25 protein-coding genes are annotated in these 26,770 nt (G+C 65.5%); 13 read left to right on the forward strand and 12 right to left on the reverse strand.

Translation table 11 applies throughout. The features are described from left to right. Nucleotides 1–23 precede the first annotated feature (23 nt). Both UNPF46_RS25595 and UNPF46_RS25600 read right to left on the reverse strand, forming a co-directional pair. Entirely contained in the window at nt 24–749 is a 726-nt protein-coding gene (locus UNPF46_RS25595; RefSeq protein ID WP_142251844.1) for an RDD family protein, read from the reverse strand. 152 nt (nt 750–901) lie between these two features. Further along, entirely contained in the window at nt 902–3,067 is a 2,166-nt protein-coding gene (locus tag UNPF46_RS25600) for a putative bifunctional diguanylate cyclase/phosphodiesterase (RefSeq protein WP_142251845.1), read from the reverse strand. A gap of 544 nt (nt 3,068–3,611) precedes the next feature. Here UNPF46_RS25600 and mepA point away from each other — a divergent pair. From mepA to modC, 5 genes are all read left to right on the forward strand, one after another. Beyond that, a complete protein-coding gene (mepA, locus tag UNPF46_RS25605) occupies nt 3,612–4,556 on the forward strand; it encodes a penicillin-insensitive murein endopeptidase (RefSeq protein ID WP_142251846.1) in 945 nt (314 codons plus the stop codon). Nucleotides 4,557–4,925: 369 nt separating this feature from the next. Further along, nucleotides 4,926–5,429 carry a hypothetical protein gene (locus UNPF46_RS25610; RefSeq protein WP_181770103.1) on the forward strand — a complete coding sequence of 168 codons (504 nt, stop codon included), beginning with the start codon at nt 4,926–4,928 and terminating at the stop codon, nt 5,427–5,429. Between the two features lie 194 nt (nt 5,430–5,623). Beyond that, a complete protein-coding gene (modA, locus tag UNPF46_RS25615; protein WP_142251848.1) occupies nt 5,624–6,409 on the forward strand; it encodes a molybdate ABC transporter substrate-binding protein in 786 nt (261 codons plus the stop codon). A gap of 13 nt (nt 6,410–6,422) precedes the next feature. Beyond that, the gene (gene modB, locus UNPF46_RS25620; protein WP_142251849.1) at nt 6,423–7,118 is read left to right on the forward strand and encodes a molybdate ABC transporter permease subunit; all 696 of its coding nucleotides are present in this window, start codon (nt 6,423–6,425) and stop codon (nt 7,116–7,118) included. A gap of 2 nt (nt 7,119–7,120) precedes the next feature. Continuing rightward, on the forward strand, nt 7,121–7,783 hold the full coding sequence (gene modC / locus UNPF46_RS25625) for a molybdenum ABC transporter ATP-binding protein (RefSeq protein WP_100181262.1): 663 nt from the start codon (nt 7,121–7,123) through the stop codon (nt 7,781–7,783). 292 nt (nt 7,784–8,075) lie between these two features. On the opposite strand, the gene UNPF46_RS25630 is transcribed toward modC, so the two are convergent. Further along, a complete protein-coding gene (locus UNPF46_RS25630; RefSeq protein WP_100176872.1) occupies nt 8,076–9,869 on the reverse strand; it encodes a potassium/proton antiporter in 1,794 nt (597 codons plus the stop codon). Between the two features lie 206 nt (nt 9,870–10,075). On the opposite strand from UNPF46_RS25630, the gene UNPF46_RS25635 reads away from it, so the two are divergent. Together UNPF46_RS25635 and map are read left to right on the forward strand one after the other, a co-directional pair. Beyond that, nucleotides 10,076–11,392: a mechanosensitive ion channel family protein gene (locus UNPF46_RS25635; protein ID WP_181770104.1), complete on the forward strand. Its 1,317-nt coding sequence runs from the start codon at nt 10,076–10,078 to the stop codon at nt 11,390–11,392. 120 nt (nt 11,393–11,512) lie between these two features. Further along, on the forward strand, nt 11,513–12,331 hold the full coding sequence (map, locus tag UNPF46_RS25640; RefSeq protein WP_100176874.1) for a type I methionyl aminopeptidase: 819 nt from the start codon (nt 11,513–11,515) through the stop codon (nt 12,329–12,331). A 14-nt stretch (nt 12,332–12,345) separates the two neighbouring features. Here the strand turns inward: map and UNPF46_RS25645 are convergent, their stop codons facing one another. Continuing rightward, complete coding sequence (locus UNPF46_RS25645; RefSeq protein ID WP_142251851.1) at nt 12,346–12,942, reverse strand: bifunctional transcriptional activator/DNA repair enzyme AdaA; 597 nt, start codon at nt 12,940–12,942, stop codon at nt 12,346–12,348. A gap of 131 nt (nt 12,943–13,073) precedes the next feature. Between UNPF46_RS25645 and UNPF46_RS25650 the strand changes: the two genes are divergently transcribed. From UNPF46_RS25650 to UNPF46_RS25660, 3 genes are all read left to right on the forward strand, one after another. Next, nucleotides 13,074–14,021, forward strand: coding sequence for a DMT family transporter (locus tag UNPF46_RS25650; RefSeq protein ID WP_142251852.1), 948 nt, complete (start codon nt 13,074–13,076; stop codon nt 14,019–14,021). Between the two features lie 40 nt (nt 14,022–14,061). Then, nucleotides 14,062–14,775, forward strand: a complete 714-nt coding sequence (radC, locus tag UNPF46_RS25655) for a RadC family protein (protein WP_142251853.1) — start codon at nt 14,062–14,064, stop codon at nt 14,773–14,775. A gap of 142 nt (nt 14,776–14,917) precedes the next feature. Next, nucleotides 14,918–16,660 carry a S1/P1 nuclease gene (locus tag UNPF46_RS25660; RefSeq protein WP_142251854.1) on the forward strand — a complete coding sequence of 581 codons (1,743 nt, stop codon included), beginning with the start codon at nt 14,918–14,920 and terminating at the stop codon, nt 16,658–16,660. Nucleotides 16,661–16,670: 10 nt separating this feature from the next. On the opposite strand, the gene UNPF46_RS25665 is transcribed toward UNPF46_RS25660, so the two are convergent. The 7 genes from UNPF46_RS25665 to UNPF46_RS25695 form a co-directional block, all read right to left on the reverse strand. Then, on the reverse strand, nt 16,671–16,982 hold the full coding sequence (locus UNPF46_RS25665; RefSeq protein ID WP_100179887.1) for a YMGG-like glycine zipper-containing protein: 312 nt from the start codon (nt 16,980–16,982) through the stop codon (nt 16,671–16,673). Between the two features lie 227 nt (nt 16,983–17,209). Next, nucleotides 17,210–17,584: a hypothetical protein gene (locus tag UNPF46_RS25670; RefSeq protein WP_142251855.1), complete on the reverse strand. Its 375-nt coding sequence runs from the start codon at nt 17,582–17,584 to the stop codon at nt 17,210–17,212. A 102-nt stretch (nt 17,585–17,686) separates the two neighbouring features. Further along, nucleotides 17,687–18,409 carry an AprI/Inh family metalloprotease inhibitor gene (locus UNPF46_RS25675; protein ID WP_142251856.1) on the reverse strand — a complete coding sequence of 241 codons (723 nt, stop codon included), beginning with the start codon at nt 18,407–18,409 and terminating at the stop codon, nt 17,687–17,689. Continuing rightward, on the reverse strand, nt 18,409–19,398 hold the full coding sequence (locus UNPF46_RS25680) for a 2-hydroxyacid dehydrogenase (RefSeq protein WP_142251857.1): 990 nt from the start codon (nt 19,396–19,398) through the stop codon (nt 18,409–18,411). The genes UNPF46_RS25675 and UNPF46_RS25680 overlap by 1 nt, the downstream gene beginning before the upstream one ends. Further along, the gene (locus UNPF46_RS25685; RefSeq protein ID WP_142251858.1) at nt 19,398–20,216 is read right to left on the reverse strand and encodes an ABC transporter permease; all 819 of its coding nucleotides are present in this window, start codon (nt 20,214–20,216) and stop codon (nt 19,398–19,400) included. Before UNPF46_RS25685 ends, UNPF46_RS25680 begins: the two co-directional genes overlap by 1 nt. Further along, on the reverse strand, nt 20,213–21,043 hold the full coding sequence (locus UNPF46_RS25690; protein WP_142251859.1) for an ABC transporter ATP-binding protein: 831 nt from the start codon (nt 21,041–21,043) through the stop codon (nt 20,213–20,215). Before UNPF46_RS25690 ends, UNPF46_RS25685 begins: the two co-directional genes overlap by 4 nt. A gap of 10 nt (nt 21,044–21,053) precedes the next feature. After that, nucleotides 21,054–22,076, reverse strand: a complete 1,023-nt coding sequence (locus tag UNPF46_RS25695) for an ABC transporter substrate-binding protein (protein WP_100179881.1) — start codon at nt 22,074–22,076, stop codon at nt 21,054–21,056. Between the two features lie 153 nt (nt 22,077–22,229). On the opposite strand from UNPF46_RS25695, the gene UNPF46_RS25700 reads away from it, so the two are divergent. The 3 genes from UNPF46_RS25700 (at nt 22,230) to UNPF46_RS25710 (ending at nt 25,810) form a co-directional block, all read left to right on the forward strand. Further along, on the forward strand, nt 22,230–23,036 hold the full coding sequence (locus UNPF46_RS25700; protein ID WP_142251860.1) for a creatininase family protein: 807 nt from the start codon (nt 22,230–22,232) through the stop codon (nt 23,034–23,036). Nucleotides 23,037–23,176: 140 nt separating this feature from the next. Further along, nucleotides 23,177–23,440, forward strand: a complete 264-nt coding sequence (locus tag UNPF46_RS25705; RefSeq protein WP_174719176.1) for a hypothetical protein — start codon at nt 23,177–23,179, stop codon at nt 23,438–23,440. A gap of 327 nt (nt 23,441–23,767) precedes the next feature. Continuing rightward, entirely contained in the window at nt 23,768–25,810 is a 2,043-nt protein-coding gene (locus UNPF46_RS25710) for a carbohydrate porin (protein WP_100179878.1), read from the forward strand. A gap of 8 nt (nt 25,811–25,818) precedes the next feature. Here UNPF46_RS25710 and UNPF46_RS25715 read toward each other — a convergent pair whose 3' ends face one another. After that, nucleotides 25,819–26,550, reverse strand: coding sequence for a sulfite exporter TauE/SafE family protein (locus UNPF46_RS25715; protein ID WP_100179877.1), 732 nt, complete (start codon nt 26,548–26,550; stop codon nt 25,819–25,821). Nucleotides 26,551–26,770 lie beyond the last annotated feature (220 nt).

Below are 26,770 nucleotides of genomic sequence, written 5' to 3' on the forward strand. Positions count from 1 at the left end.
GCGGCGCGCGGCGCCACCACCGTCTACGCCCTGCGGGCACCGATCAGCCGGCCTCGCCAACCCATGCCGATCACAAGCGCAATCATCAGAAGGAAGGCCACGGCGGCGGCGGTATCGACGATGCGGTCGCTTCCATTGCAAATGTCCTGGTTGAGGCAGGCGCGGGACATCAGGCCGGCCCGGACCAGCACCGCGAGCACGCCGAAATAGAAGAGGACGCTGAGCGCCAGATAGACCACCGTCACGAGCAGACGCCGCAGCCGCGAGGGCATCGCCGGATCATCCTCTCGCCGCTCCGTGATGAACTGGCCGGGCGTCGCCTTGGCGGGATCGCGGATCTGGACGGTCGAATGCGTCAGCAGATCGTGGACCGCCTGGTTGCGGCGCGTGGCGGCCAGGATCACGAACGAATACCAGCCCAGAATGCTCTTGACGGCAAAGCGTGCGAGCGCCCTGGCGAAGCTCAGATTGCCGCCGCGGTCGTCGACGATTCGCAAATTGGTCCAGATATGGCCGAGCGTGCCGCCGGCGCGCCAGACCAGCACCGGCTCGTAGAGCAGCAGGATGACGACGACCGCAACACCGAGACTCCGGCTGAGCCCATCGCTCGCGACATTGCTGGCGACCGCCAGCGCGCCGAACAGCAGCGCCATCGCCAGCATCCAGTCGAGCAGAACGGCCTTGAACCGCCTGGAGAAGCGGGCATAGCGCGGGCCAGGCAGCGGCAGCGGAGGCGCATCAGAGGTCATGGGGTCGCATCCGTTCGATCGATCCAATCATGAGACGCTGGCAGCGCGCGGCAGGTTCGACCAGCCGCCAGCCATCGCATAGGGCACGCATGCTTTGCGACGCGCAAGTTCTGAGATCGTCTTGGCCGTCTTGTGCCGGCCTGATCCGCCGCCTACGCCACCATCGCGGCGTCCTCGTCGCCGTCGATGCCGCGCTGCGCGGCGAGCAGGCTGACGATCTCGGCATGGGGCCGGGCCTTGCTGAACAGGAAGCCCTGGCCCTCGTCGCACCCTTCGGCGCGCAGGCAGCTCAGCTCGGCTTCGGTCTCGACACCTTCTGCGGTGATGGTGACACCGAGGCCCTTGCCGAGGCTGACGATGGAGCGGATGATCGCCTGGGCCTCGCGATTGGCGCCGAGATCGCGCACGAAGGACTGGTCGATCTTGATCTTGTCGAAGGGAAAGCTTCTGAGATAGCTGAGGCTGGAATAGCCGGTGCCGAAATCGTCCATGGAGATGCGCACGCCGAGCGCGCGCAGCGCATGCAGTGTCGCCAGCACCTGCGCGCTCTTCTCCAGGAGCAGCGTTTCGGTGATCTCGAGCTCGAGCCGCCGCGGCGGCAGGCCGGAATGTTTCAGCGCGTCGGTCACGATCGAGAGCAGATTGCCGCTGCGAAACTGCAGCGGCGACAAATTGACGGCGACGCGGACGTCGTCCGGCCAGGCCGCGGCATCCAGGCACGCCCGGCGCAGCATCAGCCCGCCGAGCGGGTTGATCAGCCCGGTGTCCTCGGCGACCGGAATGAACTCGGCCGGCGAGACCATGCCGCGCTCGGCATGCGGCCAGCGCACCAGCGCTTCGAAGCCGGTGATGCGGCCGCTCGAGAGGTCGATCAGCGGCTGATAGTACGGCCGCAACACGTCGTTGCGGATCGCGTCACGCAGCTCGACCTCGATCTTGCGGCGGCTCTGCGCTTTCGCATCCAGCGCGGCCTCGAAGAAGGCGAAGCTGCCGCGCGCATCCAGTTTCGCCCGCGACAGCGCCATGTCCGCGCTCTTGAGCAGCTTCTCGGACTCATCGCCATCGCCCGGCGCCATCGCGATGCCGATGGAAGCGCCGATCACCACGGAATGGCCGTCGAGCAGATAGGGATCGGCGATGGCCTCGAGCAGGCGCTTTGCGAGTCCCACGGCATCTTCCGGCCGGGTCAACCCGCTCTGCACGATCGCAAACTCGTCGGAATTGAGTCGCGCCAGCGCGTCTTCCTCGCGCAGCGTCGAACGCAGCCGCTTGGCGACGCCGCGCAGCAGCTTGTCGCCGACCGCGTGTCCCAGCGTGTCGTTGACGGCCTTGAAATTGTCCAGCCCCAGCATCAGGAGCGCGACTTTCTCGGCGCCGCGCCGCGTGTGCAGCAGCATCTCGTCCATCTGCTGGCGCAGCAGGGTGCGGTTGGGCAGGCCGGTCAGGGTGTCGTGCTGGGCCATGAAGGCGAGCCGCGCCTCGGCGCGCTTGCGCTCGGTGATGTCCATCAGCGCCAGCAGCACGGCGGGCTGCTCGGCATAGGTCAGCTCGCGGGAATAGATCGCAAGGTCGATCAGCGCGCCGTCGGCCTTGACGTGCTTCCAGGTGCGGCCGGCCTGCTCCTCGCTGGAGTGGTCGACGGTCCAGGGCGGCTCGCTGTCGAAGGCCTGCAGGGAGCGGATCTTCAGCCGCTCGAACTCGGCGCGGCTGTAGCCGTAATGCGCGATCGCGGCGTCGTTGACGCCGAGGATGCGCTCGTCGTCGAGCGCGCAGACGATCATGGGAACGGGATTGCCGTCGAACAGCAGGCGGAACGAGGCCTCGCGCTGCTTGAGCTCGGTGATGTCGACGCGCAGACCAACCACGCCACCGTCGTCGGTGAGCCGCTCGTCGATCAGGATGACGCGGCCGTCCGACAGCTTCTGCTCGTGGCGTGCACCCGGCTGATAAAGCTTCTGCAGCCGCTCGGCGATCCACTCATCCTCGTGGCCGAGGGCTTCCGGATAGTCGCCGCGGGCAACGCCGATGCGCAGTGTGTCTTCGAGACGCGCGCCTTCCTCGAACAGATCGGCGGTCTTGCTGTAGATCTCGGCGTATTTCTTGTTCCAGAGGACGTAGCGGCCTTCGGCATCCAGAAACACGATGCCTTGCGGCAGGATGTCGACGGCCTGGCGCAGTCGCTCATGGGATTTGCGCGCCTCGGCGATGGCGGCTTCCGCCTCGGCGCGGCTGCGCAGGACCTCGTCGCGCTCGGACAGGGCGCGCGGCACGCGCGCGAAGCGTGGCTTGCGCGGCAATTGGCCGGCTCGGGCAAGCACGCCTCTGTTTCGTTTTCTTGGTTTTCGAGACCCCAAACTCAACTTCACTCGTCCCAATCGCGCCCGGCGGCCGCAAGTTTTGGGGCAAGTGTCTGAAAAAAAAGTAATCTTGGGTGACCGCGCGCGCCAGGACAGCGCCTTGCGAGCACCTCGGGTCGGGCTTTCGTGCCTGTTTGCGAGGCGCAAGCGGGCCAAGCGGCGCGCCAGACACGCGGCTTCGTCGCAATCGAGGAGAGAGGTGGCGCAAAAACACGCCCTCTCCATGAATCAATTCCGATCACGCATTCGATTGTATACGGGATCGAAGCGAATCTCGTTCCGCGCACGAATTTTGGTCAATGCGGGATACGGTTATCGCATTGTTAAAAAACCGGGTCGGCCGGCGAAAAGACGCGGACTTTCGGACGAGATCATGGAACACGGGGACCGTCGTGTCGGGTGAGCTTTGCGCTGAGGCAAAGGCTGTAAAGACGGCGTGAGATTGCGGCCGGGCGAAAGTCACATTCTTACCCCTGAGGCGGCGTTGGGCTATAAGGGAATCAGCATGAATCCCCGCCGCGTCGCCCCTCTCCTGCTCGTCGTGACGCTTCTGGCCGCCGGCGGCGCGCTGGCCCAGGACAAGGGCAGCATCAACCCGAAGCCGCTGCCGCCGCTCGCCAATCCGAACGACCCCGACGTCGCCGCCAAGGAGCTGTTCGCGCGCAAGCTGCTGCCGTCGAAGGGGTCGGCCCATGTCATCGGCTCCTACACCAGGGGCTGCATCGGCGGCGCGGAGCAGATCCCGGTCAACGGCGATCATTGGCAGGTGATGCGGCTGTCGCGCAATCGCAGCTACGGCCACCCCGACATGATCGCGCTGATCAAGCGGCTCGCGGCCAGGGCGCACAAGGACGCGGGATGGCCGGGCATCCTGGTCGGCGACATCGCCCAGCCGCGCGGCGGCCCGGCGCTGTCGGGCCATGCCAGCCACCAGATCGGTCTCGATGCCGACATCTGGCTGACGCCGATGCCGGACCGCCGCCTCTCGCGCGAGGAGCGCGAGGACATGTCGGCGGTGATGATGGTGCGCCAGGACCGGCTCGACATCGACCCGAAGGTGTTCACGGCGAGCCATGTGCTGGTGCTGCGCGATGCGGCGCGTGAGCCGGCGGTGCAGCGCATCTTCGTCAATGCCGCGATCAAGAAGGCGCTGTGCCGCGAGGCCAAGGGCGACCGCGCCTGGCTGTCGAAGATCCGCCCCTGGTGGGGCCACGACTACCACTTCCACATCCGCATGCGCTGCCCGGCAGGATCAGGCGAATGCGAAGGCCAGCCGTCGCAGGCCGAGGACGAAGGCTGCAAGCCCGCCGATCTCGCCTATTGGTTCTCCGACGCCGTGCTGCACCCCAAGCCGCCGCCGGAGCCGCCCAAGCCAAGACCGCCGATGACGCTGGCGCAGATGCCCGCGGCCTGCAAGGCGGTGCTGCACGCCGCGGATGCGAAGCCGTAGAGAGCGTGTGTACGGGCATACTGTCGCCTCCCCATTGCTGTCGTCCCGGACAAGCGTCAGCGCAGATCCGGGACCTATACCCACAGGGCGGGGTTGTCGGGCGAAGTGGTAACTCCGAATCTTCGCCATACTTCTCCCTGTGGTTATGGATCCCGGATCTGCGCTGACGCTTGTCCGGGATGACGGCCGTGATTGAGGCGCGCCCCCGGGATGACGAAGTCGTTGATTGGTTCGGACCACTCCAGTGCGCTAGGATCGCCTCGCCGCCCTGCCGTAAGCTCGCGGCATTCCCGGGACGCGCATCCCGTCGTTCAAAAAGCCTGACCGCACGCCTCGCACCTTCTCGCGTGGCCAACGATGGGATTTCACATGCGCGTCCTCGCCCTCCTCGCTGCGCTGTTGTTCAGCGCGACCTCCGCATCCGCCGCCGAAGAGCCCAGCGGCTGCGACAAGTTCAAATGGTCGATCGAGCGCGAGCGTGCCGCGCTCACCGCACCCGACCTCGCCAGGCTCGCCTCGGGCAGCGAGCAGGCGGCCTTGCCGGCCTCAGCCATCACGCTCGGGCTGGTCGTCCCGAGCGAGGCAAAGCTGCCCTCGCCGCCGGAGCGCGCGCCAAAGGACGGCACCTTTGCCGGCTTCACCAGCGTCAAGTCCGCCAAGGCCGGGCTCTACACGATCAGCCTTTCCGCCGGCGCCTGGATCGACGTGATCCAGGATGGGCATGTCCTCAAGCCCGTGGCCTTCAGCGGTGCGACCGATTGCAGCGGCATCCGCAAGACCGTGAAATACCAGTTGTCGGCGCAGCCCTTCGTGCTCCAGATCAGCGGCGCCAGGGAGAATGCGGTCGCAATCGCGTTCCTCCCCGTTCAATAGCATTGTCTGCCGGACCAGCGGCCACCCTTTGACCTGAGGCCGCGGCCCCTGCTATCTTCGCAATTGCGATATCCCTGCCGGCCGTAAGCCGCAGCCGGGGCTCCGTGGAGCAGCGCTTCCACCCGTCGCGACCGACCCACCAACGCCAGTCCGGCGCATGCATCCTGCGTGTGCGGACTCGCACGGAGCGCTCCATGTTACGCATTGCAGGACTTTTCACCGCCTTCGTGATCCTCGCAGGCGCGAGCCTTTCGCCGGCCGCCGCCGAGGACAAGACCATCACCGTGTTCGCCGCCGCGTCGATGAAGAACGCGCTCGACGAGATCGATGCCGCCTATACCGTCAGGACCGGCGTGAAGTTCAGCGTCAGCTATGCCGCAAGCTCCGTGCTTGCCAAGCAGATCGAGCAGGGCGCGCCGGCCGACGTATTCGTCTCGGCCGACACCGACTGGATGGATTATGCAATCTCCAAGAAGACCATCAACGTGCCTTCCCGCGTGAACCTGCTCGGCAACAGCATCGTGCTGATCGCGCCGAAGGATTCCAAGATCGACAACGTCACCATCGCGCAAGGCTTCGACCTTGCCAAGCTCGCCGGCGACGGCAGGATCGCGACCGGCGACGTCAAGTCGGTCCCTGTCGGAAAATATGCCAAGGCAGCGCTGGAGAAGCTCGGCGCCTGGCAGGCGGCCGAGCCGAAATTCGCCATGGCCGAGAGCGTGCGCGCGGCGCTGACGCTGGTGGCGCGCGGCGAGGCTGCGCTCGGTATCGTCTATTCCACCGATGCCAAGGTCGAGCCGGGCGTGAAGATCGTCGGCACCTTCCCGGCGGAGTCGCATCCGGCGATCATCTATCCGGTCGCCGCGACCACGACCGCAAAGGCCGAGACCAACGACTATCTCGCCTTCCTGCGCTCCTCGGCCGCCAAGACCATTCTGGAGAAATACGGCTTCAAGTTCCTGGTCAGCCCGACAATCTGATATTCAGCACTTGATGCCCGAGATATCTCCCGCCGAATGGACCGCGATCCTGCTCTCGCTCAGGGTCGCGATCATCGCCACGCTGGTCGCGACGCCCTTCGGCATCGCCCTGGCGTGGCTGCTGGCGCGGCGCGATTTCTGGGGCAAGTCGGTGCTCGACGCGCTCGTGCATCTGCCGCTGGTGCTGCCGCCTGTCGTCACCGGCTATCTGCTGTTGCTGACGTTCGGCCGCAAAGGCCTGGTCGGCGGATTCCTCGCCGACCATCTCGGCATCGTGTTCTCGTTCCGCTGGACCGGCGCCGCGCTCGCCTGCGGCGTGATGGCATTTCCGCTCCTGGTGCGGCCGATGCGGCTGTCGATCGAGGCGATCGACCGGCGGCTCGAGCAGGCCGCGGAGACGCTCGGTGCGGCGCCGTGGAAAGTGTTTTTCACGGTGACGCTGCCGCTGGCGCTGCCCGGCGTGCTCGCCGGCATGGTGCTCGGCTTCGCCAAGGCGATCGGCGAGTTCGGCGCCACCATCACCTTCGTCTCCAACATTCCCGGCGAGACCCAGACGATCTCGTCGGCGATCTACTCGCTGATCCAGACGCCGGACGGCGATGCCGCGGCTGGCCGGCTCGTCATCGTCTCGATCGTGCTGGCGCTTGGCGCGCTGATCGCGGCCGAATGGTTCGCCCGTCGTGCGACGGCGCGCCTGCACGGGAATTGACCATGCTGCGGGTCGACATCGAAAAGAAGCTCGGCGAGTTTTCGCTCCAGGCCAATTTTGCCGGCGAAGGCCGTGTTATCGGCCTGTTCGGCGCATCCGGCGCCGGCAAGAGCTCCCTGGTCAACATGATCGCCGGCCTCCTGCGGCCCGACCGCGGCACCATCGTGATCGACGGCGAGACCGTCGACGACACCGCCGCCGGCATCCATGTGCCGACGTATCGCCGCCGCATCGGCTACGTCTTCCAGGACGCGCGGCTGTTCCCGCACCTCAGCGTCGCGCAAAATCTCGATTATGGACGACGCATGAACGGACTAGCGCCCGATCCGGCGCAGCATACGCGTGTCGTCGATTTGCTCGACATCGGCGCGCTGCTGGATCGTCGGCCCGGAAAGCTCTCCGGCGGCGAGCGTCAGCGCGTCGCGCTGGGACGCGCGCTGCTCTCGCGGCCGCGCCTCTTGCTGCTCGACGAACCGCTCGGCGCGCTCGACGAGGCCCGCAAGCTCGAGATCCTGCCCTATCTCGTCCGGCTGCGCGACGAGGCCAACGTACCGATGGTCTATGTCAGCCACGACGCCGCCGAGCTGCGCCAGCTCGCCACGCAGATCGTGATGCTCAAGCAGGGCCGGGTGACGAGTTTCGGCGGGGTGAAGGTGCTGGCGTGAGGGGGCTGGCAGCTTGTCTGGGCATACTTCCGCCTCACCATCGCTGTCATGCCCCGGCTTGACCGGGGCATGACAGTACGCCGCGGCCTCTCGGTTCAACCACCCCCGCCTCTGGAATACTGGATAGCCCGCCTTCGCGGGCAATGACACCGCGATTTTTGTCGCGCGCTTACCGTTCTCGCGAAGTGGCTAGAGCATTTTCGGTTCTGATTGAATCAGAACCGAAGCTCTAGATTCTCGTTTTGACGCGTTTTCTTCACGCGAACCGGTGTCCACTTCGCTCGAAAACGTTCTAGACCCCCGCCACCGAAGCCCACACGTCCGAAAGCCTCTTCCGCAGCGCCTGCGCGCGCGTCAGCGGCGGGGGCGTCTCGTCTTCTTCCGGCAGACGCAGGCCGACGACGTTGACGCGGCCGCCGGAGATGCTGCGCGCGACCAGCACGATCTCGTCCAGCGCGAGTTCGGCGCCCTCCTTCGGCGCGCGGTCGAGATGGACGTCGAAATAATCGGCGAGCGTCAGCTTGCCCTCGTCCTCACTCACCTTCACGCCGTAGACCTCGGCGAGCTCGGCCAGCGTGTGCTCGCCGGAGACCATGAAGTCGCCGAGCAGATGCGGGTCCGGCGCGGTGCTCGGCTGCATGTCGACGAAGAAGCGGTCGAGCGACTCGGCCTTTTCCGGCGGCGCCAGCAGATAGATGTAGTCGCCGGGCGCGATCGGATCGGCCTCTAGCGGCGTCAGGATGTTCTCGTTGCGAATCACCAGCGTCGGCTTGGACCAGGACGGGATCAGGCCGCGGCGAAAATAGAGGCTCTTGGGCCGCACGGGATAACCGACCAGCTGCTGCTCGAGCTGGCCCGGCAGGTCCAGCTCGACACGGCGCGGGCCGCGCTCGGCGCGCGGCAGCGCCACATGCAGCTTGCGCGCGGCCGGCGCCAGGGTCCAGCCCTGCAGCAGCAGCGAGATGATGACGACGACGAAGGCGACGTCGAAATAGAGATAGGCCTTGGACAGGCCGACCAGCATCGGGATCGAGGCCAGGAAGATCGCGACCGCACCGCGCAGGCCGGTCCAGGCGATGAAGGTCCTTTCACGCCAGTTGAAGCGGAACGGCGCAAGGCAGGCGAACACCGCGATCGGCCGCGCAACCAGCATCAGCACGAGCGCGACGGCGACCGCCGGCACGATGCTGGTACCCAACCGGCTCGGCGACACCAGGAGGCCGAGCAGCACGAACATCACGATCTGTGCCAGCCAGGTCGCGGCATCGAGGAAGGCCACCACCGAATTATGCGCGCGCGTCGGCCGGTTGCCGATGATGATGCCGGCGAGATAGACCGCGAGGAAGCCGGAGGCGTGCATCATCTGCGAGCCGCCGAAGATCACCAGCGCGCCCGTGGTCACGAACGGCGCGTGCAGCCCCTGCGGCAGCGCCACCTTGTTGAGCGCGATGACGACGAGGCGTCCCCCAAGGAAGCCGACGACGGCGCCCAGCACCGCCTCCTGGATGAACTCCATCGCCACATGGCCCGCCGAGCTCGATCCCAGCGAGATGTACTCGACCAGCATGAGCGTGAGGAAGATCGCAAAGGGATCGTTGGTGCCGGATTCGGCCTCCAGCGTCGCGCCGACGCGCGGGCGCAGGCGCAGGCCCTGGGTGTGCACCAGCAGGAACACCGCGGCGGCGTCGGTCGAGGCCACCACGGCGCCGACCAGCAGCGATTCCGTCCAGTTGAGATCGAGCGCGAATTTGGCGAACGGCGCCGTGATCAGCGCGGTCAAGAGCACGCCGGCGGTCGCCAGCACCACGGACGGCGCGAGCACGGTGCGGATGCTGGCAAAACGCGTCTTCAGGCCGCCGTCGAACAGGATCAGCGCGAGCGCCACCGAGCCGACCAGATAGGTGGTGCGGACGTCGTCGAACTGGATCTGCCCGGGACCGGAATCCCCGGCGAGCATGCCGACCGCGAGGAAGACGAGCAGCAGGGGCGCGCCGAAGCGCAGCGCGAGCAGGCTCGACAGGATACCGGCCATGACGAGGACGGCGCCGAGCAATATGGCGAGGCTGACGGAGTCGAGAGAGGCCATCCACCTTCCAGGTCAAAGCAGCAGGAATGGCATCTCTATCGTCGCCGCCTGTGCGCGCCAACCCATTTTCGCGTCTCGCGGCAATCTGCCCGTATTTTACGGCCTTAACGTCCATCACATGCCGGTGTATCGATGGCTCGGCCACGCCCTTTGTGGGATTCTGCGGCTCCCCCGAATCAATCCCTCCCCGCTTGCCGACGAGACCGATGGACATGGACCTCAAGGACTTCATGGAGTTCGTGCAGACCACCGCGCGCAGCGTCGGGGCGGAAATCTCCTCGCCCTGGTTCTACCTGCAATTCGGTCTCATCCTGGCCGCGGCCGGTATCGCCTATGCCGCGGAGGCCGCCATCCGCAGCCGGGTCGACATGAGCTCGCTGGCGATGCGCTGGCCACTGCCGCTCCGGCACTTTGCCCGGGTGATGGTCTCCAGCGCCTCGACGGCCGTGTTCACCCTGCTCGTGATCGTCTCGCGCCTCGTGATGTACCACGCGACCTGGCCGAGCCGCTCCTATCTCTTGATGGTCGCCGCCAAGCTCGGACTAGCCTGGCTCGTGATCCGGCTCGTCACCTCGGTGCTGCGCAATGCCTTCATCGTCCGCCTGGTGTCGATCACGGCGTGGTTCATCGCCGCGCTGTCCATCCTCGGGCAGCTCGATACCACCGTCGACCTGCTCGATTCCTTCGCGATCGTGCTCGGCGGCCTCAGGCTGACCCCGCTCTTGGTGCTCAAGGCCGGTGCGCTGCTTCTCATCGCTCTCTGGGCCACCAACATCGCGAGCAATTTCGCCGAGAGCCGGATCAACGCGACCAGCGATCTGACACCGTCGGTGCAGGTGTTGCTGGTCAAGATCATCCGCATCGGGCTGCTGGCCGTCGCCATCGTCATTGCGCTCGGCGCCGTCGGGATCGACCTGTCGGCGCTCGCGGTGTTCTCCGGCGCGGTCGGCGTCGGCATCGGTATCGGCCTGCAGAAGATCGTCGCCAATTTCATCTCCGGCATCATCCTGCTCGCCGACAAGTCGGTGAAACCCGGCGATCTCGTCACCATCGGCGACAATACCGGCCGCATCAGCGCGATGAAGACGCGCTATATTTCCGTGGCCGCCGGTGACGGCCGCGAGTTCCTGGTGCCCAACGAAGACCTGGTGACGCAGAAGGTCGTCAACTGGACCTATACCGACAAGAACACGCTGGTGAAGATCGCCCTCGGCACCAATTACGACGCCGACCCGAAGCTGGTCTGCAAGCTTGCGGCCGAGACCGCGGAAGCCCATCCGCGGGCGCAGAAAGGCAAGCCGCCAACCTGCATCCTGACCGAGTTCGCCGAGGCCGGGATGAAGTTCTCGCTGACCTTCTGGATCGCCGATCCCGACGGCATGGACAAGGTCAAGAGCGACGTGATGCTGGCACTGTGGGACGCCTTCAAGCGCGAGGGCATCCGGGTTCCCTATCCGGTCCGCGAAATCCGCATCCGCGGCGGCGCGCTGCCGGTCGAAACCACCGTAGAAGTCCCGAATTAGGCCTCTTTCGAGCCAGAGCGGGCACGCTCGGCTTGCATGAAGGCCCGCAATCATTAAATTGGGGCCTGAAATCAAGCCTTTCCGCCGAAGTCCTGATCAGCCCCAGAAGACCGCCCAAGCATGAGCTACGTCGAAGCCACCGATACCTCGCTGCGCAAGACCGGACAGATCAAGCTGCATGGCCCGGCCGCCTTTGCCGGCATGCGCAAGGCGGGCGCGCTGGTGGCCAAGTGCCTCGACGAGCTCACCGACATCGTCGGACCCGGCGTGCCGACCGAGCGCATCGACCAGTTCGTCCGCGACTTCGCCTTCAGCCACGGCGCCTTTCCGGCGACGCTGATGTATCGCGGCTATCGCTACTCGACCTGCACCTCGCTCAACCACGTGGTCTGCCACGGCATGCCCGGCGACCGTCCGCTGAAGGAAGGCGACATCGTCAACATCGACGTCACCTTCATCGTCGACGGCTGGTATGGCGATTCCAGCCGGATGTATGCGATCGGCCCGATCGCCCGCAAGGCCGAGCGGCTGATCGAGGTGACCTATGAAGCGATGATGCGCGGCATCGCCGCGGTGAAGCCCGGCGCCACCACCGGCGACATCGGCCACGCCATCCAGAGCTTCGTCGAGCCGCAGGGCATGAGCGTGGTGCGCGATTTCTGCGGCCATGGCCTGGGTCGCATGTTCCACGACGAGCCGAACATCATCCATATCGGCCGGCCCGGCGAGGGCGTGCAGCTCAAGCCCGGCATGTTCTTCACCATCGAGCCGATGATCAATCTCGGCAAGCCGCATGTGAAGATCCTGTCCGACGGCTGGACCGCCGTGACCCGCGACCGCTCGCTGTCGGCGCAGTTCGAGCACTCCGTCGGCGTCACCGCGACCGGCGTCGAGATCTTCACGCTGTCGGAGCGGCACGGCGAGAAGCAGATCGGGTGAGCCCGGCGCAACGGCTACCGCCGGCGGCGGAATGACGATGGTGCCCTCTTGTAAGTCGCCGCAAAGGCGTCGTTGAAGCGGCGGACGCTGCCGAAGCCGGCCGCAAACGCAATCTCCGCCAAATTCATCTCGGTCTGGTCGATCAGGCGCTTGGCTTCCTGCACGCGGCGGGTCGCAGCGATCTCGCTCGGGCTCGCTCCGGCGTGTCGCATGAACAGGCGGAGCAGATGACGCGGCCCGACCCCAAGAGCTTCAGCCAGTTCCGCCATTGATGACCGATCCAGGAAACCGTCGTTGATCATGCGCATGCCACGCGCAACGGTGGTGGCGGTCCCCATCCAGGCCGGCGACCCCGGCGCGGTTTCCGGCCGGCAGCGCAGGCACGGGCGAAAGCCGGCGCGCTCCGCAGCCGCCGCGGTCGCGTAGAAGGTGACATTCTCCGAGCGCGCGGGGCGAACCGGACAGACCGGCCGGCAATAGATCCGCGTCGAGCGCACGCCCGAGAAGAACAGGCCGTCGAACGCGCGCGCACGCGAGAGGCGTGCCCGATCGCAGGTGTCCCAGTCGAGATGCGGTGGCAGCGTTTGCCGCTGCGCCGGGCCTTGCGTCATCGCAGGAGAATAGACGCGGCACGGCGTGCCGAGTAGCTGAAATCGGACTCGACCCGGCGATGAGGTCCGAATTCAGCCAGCCTGCCTCGCGGCTCCGGCTCATGGTGCCAAGCACCGCAGGAGCAAATCGCGTGAGCACACAGACCCAACCGACGACGTCACGACAAACCACGCTCGCGATCGACATCGGGCTCCTGCTGCTGCTCTCACTGATCTGGGGCAGCTCGTTCACGCTGATCAAGATTGCCATCCCGACCATTCCGCCCTTCACGATGGTTGCCGCGCGGGTGACGATCGCGGCCTTGCTCCTGATCCTGGTCGCCGCTGCGCAAGGACATGCCCTGCCCCGCCGGGGATCGGTATGGGCCGCCTTCTTCGTGCAGGGGCTGCTGCAAAGCGCGCTGCCCTTCACCCTGATCAGCTGGGGCGAGATGCATATCGCAAGCAGTCTCGCGGGCGTGCTCAATGCGACCCCGCCGATGTTCGTGCTCGCGATCGCTGTCATGACCAAACGCGGGCGGCAGGCAATCAGCGGCCGGAAGGTCATCGGCGTTGCTCTCGGCCTCGCGGGCGTGGCCCTGACCATGGGCATCGATGCGCTGTCCGGGGTCGGCACGGCTGCGCCTCTGGCGCAGATGGCAGTGCTCGGCGCCAGCCTCTGCTACGCGCTCGCGCCGATCTGGGGGCAGCGCTTCTCCGGGCTCCCTGCGATCGTCACGGCGGCCGGAGCGATGAGCTGCGCCGCGGTGCTGATGCTCCCGGCCGCCGCCATTCTCGAACAGCCGTGGGGGCTGGCACCGCCGCCCGCACGGGCGATCGCCGCCGTGATCGCGCTGGCGATGGTCTGCACGGCCTTTGCGATGGTGATCTATTTCCGGCTGATCCGCACGCTCGGCGCGCTCGGCACGACCAGCGGCAGCTATCTGCGCGCGGGCTTCGCCGTGGCGCTCGGCACCGCCATTCTCGGCGAGCACTTGAGCTGGTCCAGCCTTGCCGGGATGACGCTCATTCTCGCCGGGGTGGTGGCCGTCACGGCACCCGCTCTCGGCAAACCGGCCGGCGCGCAGGGGCGCAATTGATGGTTGCAAAAACGCGGGTCCCCGGCAATGCTGGCGGCCGATGCCCGCCAAGCCGCACCACGACAAGAGCAAGCCTGAGGACGCGCCGCATTATCACGGCCATCGCGAACGGCTGCGCGAGCGCTTCTACAGCGCCGGTCCCGATGCGCTGAGCGATTACGAGCTGCTGGAGATGGCGCTGTTTCCGGCGCTGCCGCGGCGCGACACCAAGCCGCTGGCGAAGGCGCTGATCAAGACCTTCGGCTCGTTCGCCGAGGTCGTGCACGCCCCTGTCGCGCGGCTGCGCGAGGTCGATGGTGTCGGCGATGCCGCGATCAACCAGCTCAAATTGATTGCGGCCGCAGCGAGCCGCGTGACCAAGGGCGAGGTCAACAGCCGTAACGCGCTATCGTCCTGGAACGAGGTGATCGACTATTGCCGCTCCAGCATGGCGTTCGCCGACAAGGAGCAGTTCCGCCTGCTGTTCCTCGACAAGCGCAACCAGCTGATCGCCGACGAGGTGCAGCAGACCGGCACCGTCGACCACACCCCGGTCTACCCGCGCGAGGTGGTCAAGCGCGCGCTGGAATTATCGGCGACCGCGCTGATCCTGGTGCACAACCACCCCAGCGGCGATCCCTCGCCCTCGCAGGCCGATATCCAAATGACGAAGGCGATCATCGACATCGCAAGGCCGCTCGGGATTGCCGTGCACGACCACATCATCGTCGGGAAGGGTGGACATGCGAGCTTGCGCGGGTTGAGGTTGATCTAGCGAAAGCCGGGGGGGCGCATCGCTTTCGATTGCAATAATTTCGTCGCACGATGTAAGGTAGTGTCATTGCAGAGTTAGCCGCGCCGTGTGCGGTCGCTTTTCCGGCCGCCCATTTCTAGAGCTTCATTTCTGGAGACAGTCCATGGCCGCTCGGATTTTTGTCATTGCCGCGATCGCCTTCATCAGCTTCAGCGAACGCGCCTTCGCCTGGGCCTATCAGGGCCACGAGGTGACCGGCGCTATTGCGGATCAACTGCTCGGTCCCAACGCGCGGCAGCAGGTCGCCAACATTCTCGGCTTCGAGCTCCGCGTCGCGGCCCCTTGGGCCGATTGCGTCCGCAGCGTGGCGCGGTTGCCCGACGGCACCTTCCGCTACGCGCCGACCAAGCCGGAATATCGGATTCCCTGCACGGCCTTCGAGACGCCGGCCGAGACGGCGCGCATGGAAGACTATGTTTCGCGCAACTGGCTGGATTGCGAAGCCGCGAAGGGGCACGGCTGCGGCGAAGCCTATCATTTCGCCGACGTCGCCATCCAGCACGACGATTACAAGCGCGGCTATGTCGGCACCAGCGACCACGATATCGTTGGCGCCATCAACGCCGCGATTTCGGTCCTTCGCGGCCAGCCGGCGCCGCTGCCGTTCTCGATCCGCGACAAGAAGGAAGCGTTGCTGTTGCTGGCGCATTTCGTCGGCGATCTGCACCAGCCGCTGCATGTTGGCGCTGTCTACCTCGATCAGTCCGGCCAGCTCGTAAATCCGGACCAGGGCGGCCTCAATCCCGCGACCGAGACGCGAGGCGGCAACCTGCTAGGCCCTGCCGAGAACAATCTGCACAGCCAGTGGGACGCGATTGCGGAAGACCTCGGCGAGAATGCGAGTCCGGATTTGATCAAGAAGGCGAAAGCGGTCGGGAAGACACCGGGACCGGTCGACGCGCTTGCGGCGACCTGGGCAAGCGAGACGGTCATGGTCTCGCACGCGGCATTCGCCGGCCTGAGCTTCGCCGCCGCGGATCACGGCCGATGGCAGGTGCGTGTTGACGATGAGGCGGCGTATGCGACCAAGCAGGCGGAATTGAAGCACGATCAGCTCGCCAAGGGCGGCGCGCGTCTTGCGCAGATCCTCAACAGCATATGGCCAACGCCTGTCGAAAAGACCACCGCCTGCACCCTGACCGGCGTGTGTTATTGCGTCACGGCGGCAAATCTGGACGCGATCACCGCCAATGTCGCAAGGGTCAGACAACTCCTCGCCGACCAGCGCGCGACCGGCAGGATGACCGGCTATCTGAGCATCCCGCTGTCGACGCTGGGCGGCGGCTATTTCGGTGTGAACCGGGATGTGGCGCAGAGAACCAAGGAGCGGATCGAGCAGCGATTTGGATCGTCCGCGACCTGGGTTCTCAATCCGGGCGCGGAGGGCAATCTGCCGGAGACGGCCACGGGCGCGGACTACATGTATATGTGGACCCAGATCCTCGAAGGGCGCGGAGGGTATGGCGAGGACATCGACTTCTTCTACTTCGCCGGTCCGACCGATTTCGCACAGTTTTTCGGACTCACCGGCGCGGGCGATGCGGACAGGATCGAGGCCTATTTCGATCAGCGGCTTGGATCAGACCCCGATCTGATGAAGACCGTGAATGCCGGCAGGCTCAGCAAACGCGGCTTCCGCAACTACTATGCACTGCGCGCTGCGGTCACGTTCAGCGCCGGGTCCCACGACGAGTGGAACATCGTCCAGCTACTCAATCAACGCCGCCGCGGGTCCGAGCAATTCGGAATCGGCAACCAGATCGGCGTGCTCTTCGACGGGCACGCGATCGCGCCGGGTGATTTCGAGGCCGGCGCCGCCAGCGGCACCGTCGGACGATGCAATTGAGCCCGATCGCTCAATAGCAATATCTCGGATGGACCCGGACGTAGTATCCATCCGGCCGCTGCATGTAGCAGCCGCGCTGATAGGCGTAGTAGCCGGAGCGGCGACGCTCGCCTTCGGAGGCGATGGCGGCGCCCGTCCCGGCACCGACGACGGCGCCAATGGCAGCGCCGCGGCCTCCCCCAATCGCGCCGCCGACGACCGCACCGCCGATACCGCCGATGATGGCGCCGCCGATGGCGTCCTGGGCGACCGCCTCACGAACCGGCATGGCGACCGCAACCGCGAGACAGGCTGCAAGTCCAAGAGCAATTCCGCGAAGCATTCCGAATCCTCCAGTTTGCCGGCACACCTGCGTAGCGCCCGGGGCAGAGTAAAGCCGGCACCATTGCCGAATTTCGGAACTGGCGGCCGGCACGATAATCGAAGTAAATCTACTCCGGGCGGCGGCCGCCGTCATTGAGCCATCGCAAAGGAGTGCTGTTCGGCTCGACGGCAAATGGCTCGTCGCCCAGCACCACGGCTCGCCAGTGCTGAAGCAAGGGCCGGCGTTCAGGGCTCGATCCAGCGCCGCACCGCATCGACGGTGTCGGCCGGATTGGTGTTGAAGCAGATCGCAGCGTCAGGCGCGAGGCGGTGGACGAGGTTGAGCACCTTCTCGAACAGCACGAGGCGCTCCTTCGGTTCGCGCAGGCCGGCGCCGATCACGATGCAGTCGAAACGCTGATCGCGCAGGGCCGCCGTGACGACGGCTTCCGCGGTGACGTCGAGATCGATCAGGCAGCTCGTGACCTCGAAGCCGAGATCGCGCAGGCGCAACAGCTGCGCCTCGATGTAGTTGCGCACGAGCTCCGGCGTCAGCTGTGGGAATGCGCTGTAGTCGGCACTGCCGGGTTCGATGCCGATCGCGAGAACGCGCTTGGCCATGCCGGATCTCCCAACGACATCGCTTCTTCCGTCAACGAGATGCCCGGTCCGCAGGTTCCGCCACCGCGTGGCGCCATTCGGCGGCAGCGAATGTCGGGCCGCCTACTGACGCAGCATGATCAGGGGATCGGCGGTGTCGGGGACGCGGCGCCATTGCGCGTTGTCGTCGGCCTCGAACTGCCAGGTCCCGCCTGATTTCGACATCAGGATGATCTGACCGCGCTCGAGCCGCCATTGCGTCGGGTTGAACTGCGCGATGGCCGCGTCGCATTTCGGCTTGAGGAAGACCTGGAAATTGTCCGGCGCCGCCTCGGTGTTGGTCAGCGTCAAGCCGCACACCGGCTGGCCGTTGCCGCGCACCATCGCCCAGTCGCCGATCATCTGGTCCATCGACTTGGCCATCGAGCGAGCTGCGGCGAGATCCTGCAGGATGTAGACGCCTTCGCCCTGACGCAGGCCTTCGAAGATGCCGGCCTCGACCTCGGTGAAGTCGATCACGGCTTCACCGGTCGCGTCCTGCAGGCGGACGATGTCGAGCCCCCTGACGCTCCAGGCCACGATGTCCTTGGTGAACGGCAGCGCGGTCTTGCAGGCCGGCTCCATCTCCAGCTTGTAGCCTTGGCCCGCAGCGTCGGCCTTCATGGTGACGACGCAGGTCTTGCTGCGCTCGGTGGTCGAGAGCTCCCACTGCCCGGGCATCGATTTCTTCAGGGCCGTCGTATCCTGCGCATGCGCGATTCCGATCGCGGCCAAATAGGCCGCGACGCCGCCGATCGCGGCCAAAGAGGCCGCGACGGCGGATGCAACGACCCGAAGATTCCTCATCAGCGCCCCTTGAACGGTGTTTCGGCAACCGGCGTCAAAGGCGCCTTGCCCGAGAACCATGATTTGAGGTTGTCGACCACGAGCTGGTCCATCGCGTTGCGCGTCACCACCGAGGCCGAACCGATATGCGGCAGCAGCACGACGTTCTGCATGGTCTTGAGCTCGTCCGGCACGTTCGGCTCGGCCGCGAACACGTCGAGGCCGGCGGCGAGGATGGTGCCGGATTTCAGCGCCTGGACCAGCGCCGGCTCGTCCACCACCGAGCCGCGCGCGACGTTGATCAGCACGCCGCGCGGGCCGAGCGCCTTCAGCACCTCGGCATTGATCATCTTGTTGGTGGAGGCACCGCCGGGCACGATCACCATCAGCGTGTCCACCGCCTTCGCCATCTCGATCAAATCAGGGTAGTGCTTGTAGGAGACGTCCTTGGACGGGTTGCGCGAGTGGTAGACCACCGGCACCAGCGATGCATCGAGCCGGCGCGCGATGGCCTGGCCGATCCGGCCCATGCCGACGATGCCGACCTTGCGGTCGCGCAGCGAGCCGACGCTGAGCGGATAGTTCTGCGTCTGCCAGAGACCGGAGCGCACATAGCGGTCGGCCTTGATGAACTCGCGCAAGGTCGAGATCAAAAGGCCCATCGCGACGTCGGCGACCTCCTCGGTCAGCACGTCGGGCGTGTTGGTGACGATGATGTTGTGCTCGGCCGCGTACTTGGCGTCGATATGGTCGTAGCCGACGCCGAAGCTCGCCACCATCTCGATCTTGGGCAATTGCGACAGCGAGTCCTTGTCGGCGCGGACCGTATGATAGGTCACGGCGACGCCGCGGATCTTATCGCGGATCGCCGGCGTCAGCCGCTCGAGGTCGCCGCGCGTCTCGGCCTTGTGCACGACGAAATGATCGGAAAACCCGTTCTCGAGGATCGGCCGCACCGGCCCATAGATCAGAAGGTCGATCTTTTCGGACGAAATCGAACCGGCAGCCATCAGTTTTCCTTTCCAAGAGCGCTCTCATGCCAGCGCCGCAAAACGAGGTGGGAAACTAGCGCCAGCACCCCATAGATGACAATCCCGGCCAGCGACAACAAAAGCAGCGCGGCGAACATGCGGGGTATGTTCAATCGGTAGCCGGATTCGGCGATCCTGTAGGCGAGCCCAGAGCCGGCGCCCGCCGTTCCCGCCGCGATCTCGGCGACGACCGCGCCGATCAGCGACAGACCGCCCGCGATGCGCAAGCCTCCGAGAATGTAGGGCAACGCCGAAGGCAGCTTCAAAAGGCGCAGTGTCTGCGGCTTTGATGCGCCATAGAGCTGGAACAGGCCGGCGAGGTTGCGATCGACCGAATTGAGCCCGAGCGTGGTGTTGGACAACACCGGGAAAAAGGCGACGATGAAGGCACAGACCACGACCGCGGTCTGCTGTTCCAGATAGATCAGGAGCAGCGGCGCGATCGCGATCACCGGGGTGACCTGGAGCACGATCGCATAGGGGAACAGGGAATATTCCACCCATTTCGACTGGTTGAACAGCAGCGCCAGCGCGATGCCGCCGATGGAGGCGGCGACAAAGCCTTCGAGCGTGGTCAGGAGCGTGGTGGCGAGCGATTGCGACAGCACCGCCCAGTCCTTGATCAGGGTCAGCACGATCACGGAGGGCGCCGGCAGCACGTAAGGCGGGATGGCCTTGATGCGGACCACCAGTTCCCAGGCGACGAGGCCGGCCGCGAACACGATGACGGGAAGCACCAGGCGCAGCGCGCGCTGCCCACCTTGCGGCTTCGCGGTGGCGGTCGCCTGCGCGCTCATAGCGTCGATTGTCCCGAATAGGACGGCGCCAGCGCCGCCGACACTTTCCTGCAATAATCGGAATAAGCGGCGGAGGTGCGAAACGCTTCGCCGCGCGGCTCGACCGTCTCGATGCGGATGTCGGCCTGGATCCGGCCCGGCCGTGCCGTCATCACCACCACGCGCTGCGACAGATAGACGGATTCGAACACCGAATGGGTGACGAAGATGACTGTCTTGCCGAGCGCCCGCCACAGCGCGAGCAGATCGTTGTTGAGACGGAAGCGCGTGATCTCGTCGAGCGCGGCGAACGGCTCGTCCATCAGAAGGATATCCGGATCGGTGACGAGCGCACGGGCCAGCGACACCCGCATCTTCATGCCGCCGGAGAGCTCGCGTGGAAAGCTGTCTGCGAAATCGGCGAGCCCGACGCTCTCCAGCGCCGCGTCGGCCCGCGCGCGCGCGTCCGCCTTCGGCACGCCGGCGAGCTTCAGCGGCAGCCGCACGTTTTCGCGGACACTGGTCCAGGGCATCAGCGTCGGCTCCTGAAACACGAAACCGATGCCGTGACCTGGCAGGGCTCGCCCCGGCTGCAACTCGCCCTCGTGGCGCGCCACCCGCACGATCCCGGAGGACGGCGCGCTGAGCTCCGCGATGATCCGCAACACCGTCGACTTGCCGCAGCCGGACGGGCCCAGCAGCGAGATGAACTCGCCCTTGCGCACCGCGAGGTCGAGCGGGCCGAGCGCCATGACGCCGTTGTCGTAGGTCTTCGTCACGCCCCGCAGGCTGACGGCGAGATGCGTCAGGCCGGTCTCGACGGCGGACGAGGTTTTGCCCGGTGACATCGACCTTGCGCTACGGCTTGTTCGGGCGCAGCTCGACGCCGACGCCCTTGTTGACGAAGCGCAGCGTGTAGGATTTGCGGAAGTCGAGATCGGGCTTCACGACGCCGGCCTTGACCATCTTGTTGAAGAAGGAGGTGTAACGCTCGTCGCTCATGGCGCCGATACCGTTCTTCAAGCTGTCGCCGGAATCGACGATGCCATGCTCCTTCATCTTGGCGACGGAATAGGCGAGCAGATCGTCGGTCATCTCCGGATTGAGTTTCTTGATCATGGCGTTGCCGGCGGAATTGTCGCGGTAGATGTAATTGTACCAGCCGACCATGGAGGCATCGACGAAACGCTGCACCATGTCAGGCTTCTTCTCGACGATGTCGCGGCGGGTCTCGATCAGGGTCGAGTAGGTGTTGAAGCCGTAATCGGCGAGCAGCAGCACGTTCGGCTTGAAGCCGGCGGCCTTCTCCACCGCGAAGGGCTCGGAGGTGACATAGCCCTGCATGGCGCTCTTGGGATTGGCGATGAAGGGTTGGGGGTTGAAATTATAGGGGCGGACGTTCTTTTCGCTGAAACCATATTCGGACTTCAGCCACTGGAAGTAGCTGCCCATGCCCTCCTTGGAGACGAACAGCGTCAGCGGCTTGAGGTCCTCGATCTTGCTGACCTTGGCATCCGGCTGCGTCAGCATCACCTGCGGATCCTTCTGGAAGATCGCGGCAATGGTCACGACGGGAACGTTGTTGGCGACCGCATCGAACGACATCAGCGTGTTCGCGGCCATGAAGAAATCGATCTTGCCCGCGATCAGCAGCATCCGGTTGTTCTCGTTGGGCCCGCCCGGAACGATGGTGACGTCGAGCCCGTATTTCCTGTAGGTGCCGTCGGCGACCGCCTGGAAGAAGCCGCCATGCTCGGCCTCGGCGACCCAGTTGGTGCCGAAGGTGACCTTGTCGAGCGTCTCGGCCCGCGCCGGGGCGACCGACACCAGGGCGGCCAACAGGCTCGCAGTCAACGCTCTGCGCAGATGGGAGGGGGTCATATTGGCACTCCGTCGATCGCTTCCAGCCCAATCGCGTCTAGCTCGGGGCAAACCAACGCGATAAAACCTGATGACATCAGGGGACACGAGCCGGCCTGGCCCGCGTCCCCTGATAACCCAAACTACGTGACAAATTCGGGCAAAGAAACCTTGATGACGCCTTCCCGCGACTGGACCAGGATCCGCTGGGCCGAGACGTCCCCTGCGGAAACGTCGCGCTGGATCGCAGTGCTGCCACTGGCGGCGACCGAGCAGCACGGCCCGCATTTGCCTGTGACCACCGACGTGCTGATCGCGGACGCGTATCTTGGGCGCGTGCGCGAGCTTCTGCCCGACGCCGTTCCGGCCAGTTTTCTTCCCGTCGAACCCGTCGGGATCTCCACCGAGCATATCGACTATCCGGGCACGCAGACGCTGCCGACTGAAACCGCGCTGAGGCGATGGACTGGTATCGGCGAGGACATCGCGCGGCGCGGCGTGAGGAAGCTCGTCATCATCACCAGCCATGGCGGCAACAGCGCGGCCATGATGCTGGTGGCGCAGGACCTTCGCGCGCACCAAAAACTGTTCGTGGTGACGACGTCGTGGTCACGGCTGTCGGGCGCCGACAGCCTGTTCCCCGCGGAAGAGGTACGCCACGGCATTCACGGTGGCGCCGTCGAGACCTCGATCATGCTGGCGCGCTATCCCGAGCAGGTGCGCAAGGATGCGATCGCGGATTTTCCCGCGAGCAGCATCGCGATGGAGCAGCAATATCGCTGGCTGTCGACGCAGCGCCCGGCACCGTTCGCCTGGCAGGCGCAGGATCTTCATGTCAGCGGCGCGATCGGCAATGCGACATTGGCCGTGGCCGAAAAGGGCGAGCAGCTGATCGATCGCGGAGCGACGGCTTTTTGCGAGTTGCTCGGCGAGGTCGATAACTTCGACGTGAACAGGCTCGCCAAGGGCCCGCTCGGCTAGCTCGCATCCCTTTATAATCATTGGCGAAAAATCCTCAGCCCGGAAGCCGAATCGCCGCATTCGAACCGGACGGGAAGAGCCTCCGTCCAATTGGGCACGCGGGCCACAACGGACCGCCTCAACCCCGGATGGAGTTTCACATGTCGATCAAGACCAAGATTGCCGCCGTCGCTCTCGCTGCTCTCGCCGTTACCGGCAGCATCGCGTCCACCACCACTTCGGCCGAAGCCAAGCAGCCCGGCTGGGTCTGGGGTGTGGGCGCCGGCATCGCCACCGCCGCCGTCGTCGGCTCCGCGATCGCCGCCAGCAACGACCCCTATTACTACGGCTATCACCGCTGCGGCTGGGTCGCACAGTACAACGCCTTCGGCCAGTACGTCGGCCGCGTTCGTAGCTGCTACTGATCCGAGTACCTGAGGCCGATCTCCTAAGTGGATCCTGCGTCCGACACGGGCGCCTCATCCACCCCGTGTCGTGCCCCGACCCGCCCGGTTGTCCCCCCGGGCGGGTCATTCATTTTTGGGCTTCGCTGGGTTTGTTGCAAGCCCGTCACACCGAAGTGCGAACCGTTCCGTGCGGCAAAGCGCGCCAGTTGCTATTGCGAATTAATCGCAATAATGTTCGCAACAGGATCTGGAGCTTGGGAAGAAATCACGTCGGATCGAGATCATCTCGACCGATCGCGTGAACAGCCAAGGACCTGATGACAGAATCGTTGCGAACCGGCAGGGATGTCGGCTGCGGCGAGTGGGATACATTCGCGTTTGGGGGCGTGCGTCGTGACGTTGAGGCGTTATCGTTTCAGGTACTTACGGACAGCTGCGGCGATCGCCTCGGGCGTGCTGGCTGTTCCCGCGACGGGCCGCGCGGCCGATCTGCCGCTCAAGGCGCCGGCGCTGAAGGCGGTCTATGACTGGACCGGCCTCTATATCGGCGCCCATGTCGGCGTCACCCGCGGCACCTCCGCGGCGACATTGACCGATCCGACGCTCGCAACCGACAACAACGTCTTCACCGGCGCAACCGGCGGCGTCCAGGCCGGCTACAACTGGCGCCTCCATTCGGGCCTGCTGCTCGGTGTCGAAGGCGACATCTCGTTTCCGAATTATATGCCATCCAACCACGTCGTGTCATCGGCGGCGACGGCGCTGTCGGGCGCGGAGGAACGCTGGGACTATGTCGCGAGCCTGCGCGCGCGGCTCGGTTACGCCACCGGCAACTGGCTGCTCTATGCCACCGGCGGCGCGGCCTTCACCGGTGAGCGCTTTCTGTCGACGCCGACGGGTGGCATTGAAGAAAAGGTGCTGCACACGCGATTCGGCTGGACCGCCGGCGGCGGCGTCGAATACGCCTTCGCGCCGCATTGGACCACGCGGCTCGAATATCTCTACAGCAAGTTCGAGAACGCCAGCGTCACCTTCCCCTCCGGCGGGCAATATTCATCGTCGATGGATTTTCACAGCCTGCGGATCGGCCTCAATCGCAAGATCGATTGGCCGGGCGTGCCGACCTACAATCCGAAGTCGGACATCACCGACACGGAGTCGAACCGCTGGGAGATTCACGGCCAGTCGACTGTGCTGGGACAGGGCTACCCCGCGTTCCGCGCGCCCTATACCGGCACCAACAGCCTGCTTCCGTCGCCTGATTTTCAGCAGACCTGGAGCAACTCGCTCTATCTGAACGCGCGGCTGTGGGACGGCGGCGAGGTCTATTTCAATCCCGAGCTGCTGCAGGGCTTTGGCTTCAACAACACGACGGGCGCCGCGGGCTTCCCCAACGGCGAAGCGCAGAAGTCCGGCTTTCCCTATCCGCATTTCAACGCCTCGCGGCTGTTCGTGCGCCATACTTTCGGCTTCGGCGGCGAGCAGGAAGAGCTTGCCAGCGGCCAGCTTCAGCTCGCGAGCAAGGTTGACGTCTCGCGCCTGACCTTGCAGGTCGGAAAATTCTCCGTGGTCGACGTGTTCGACGGCAATTCCTACGCGCACGATCCGCGCAAGGATTTCATGAACTGGTCGATCTGGGCGTCCGGCGCCTTCGACTATGCCGCCGACAAGCTCGGCCTCGGCTATGGTGCCACCGCCGAATTGAACCAGAAGCAATGGGCGATACGCGGCGGCTACTTCCTGATGGACGCCGTGTCCAACTCGAGCAATTTCGACATGAATATCGGCCGGCGCGGCGAATATGTCGGGGAGCTCGAACTGCGCTATTCGCTGTTCGGTCAGCCCGGCAAGCTGCGCACGCTCGGCTTCGTCAACAGCGCCTATTCCGGCAGCTATCGCGAGACGCTGGACAATCCAGCGTTCGGCGTCGACATCAGCCAGACCCGCCGCGGCCGCATCAAGTACGGTTACGCCCTCAACCTCGAGCAAGCCATCACCGACGATATCGGCGTGTTCGGCCGCTGGAGCTGGAACAACGGCCGGACCGAGATCATGGCGTTCACCGACATCGATCGCAGCCTGTCCGGCGGCGTCTCCGTCAAGGGAGCGAGATGGGGCCGGCCCGACGACGTCGTCGCCATCGCCGGCGCCGTCAACGGCCTGTCGCAGGACCATCGCGACTTCATCGCCGCCGGCGGTCTCGGCCCGCTGATCGGCGATGGTCAGTTGAACTATCGCCGCGAGCGCGTGCTGGAAACCTACTACGCCTATGCGCTGAACAAGGCGCTGACCTTCACCGCCGACTACCAGCTCATCGTCAATCCCGCCTACAACGCCGATCGTGGACCGGTGTCGGTGTTTTCAGGACGACTGCACGGCGAGTTCTGAGCTGCGGCTCAGAACAGCAGCGCGACGCCGGAGACGAACAGCAGCGCCAGCACGATCTTGCGGAATATGGTCTCGTCGATCCGGCCGAACAGCTTCAGCCCGAGCCATGTGCCGGCAAACAGGAACGGCAGGCCGAGCACGAACAGCTTCGCCGTCTCGAGCGTGAGCCCTCCCCTGGCGCCCAGCAGAAGCGCGGTCACGGCGAACACCACGACGGCGATCGGCTGGAAGGTTGCGCGCTGAACGTCCTTCGGCAGGCCGCGCAGATTGCACCAGATGGTGATGACGATGCCGGCAAGGCCGGTCAGCCCGCCGAGCAGGCCATTGACGAAACCGACCGTCATGTCGGCGGCCGGTGGCACGATGGTCGCGACCTCAAGTTTCGGCCGCAGGAACGCGTAGAGGCTGTAGACGACCAGGATCGCTCCGACAGCGATGCGCACGCTGTTCGGATCGGCCCAGGTCAAGAGCGACACGCCGGCCGGCACGCCCGCGACGGCACCGATGATGAAGGGCCACAGCCGGCGCCAGTCGAGCGCGCTGCGCAGCTTCCAGACCGAGTAGCCCTGCACAAGGAGGCCGAAGCCCACGATCAGGCTGGCGCTCTGAAGCGGCGTCAGCACGTAGAGCCACAGCGATGCCGCGACGAGGCCGAAGGCAAAGCCGGAGAGGCCGGCGACGAACGCACCGGCGAAGGTGGCCAACAGGAAAAGCGGAAGCTCGATTGCGATCCCATCCATTGCTCGCTCCATACGTCAGCGAGCAGCGCTTGCGTGGGATCACCACTTCACGGGGAGGCTGCGACACCCCCGTGATGCAAGTCTAGGAGAAGCGCGGCCTCTCCACAATGGGCACCTACGCGGCCCGGATCGCATCCAGGAACTTGCCGACCTCGACCTTGAGGCGGGTGCTCTCGCCTGACAGCGACTTGGCCGACGCCAGCACTTTGGCGGAGGCCGA

Origin of the sequence: Bradyrhizobium sp. UNPF46 (assembly GCF_006658625.1) — a bacterium.
GTDB lineage: Bacteria > Pseudomonadota > Alphaproteobacteria > Rhizobiales > Xanthobacteraceae > Bradyrhizobium > Bradyrhizobium nitroreducens.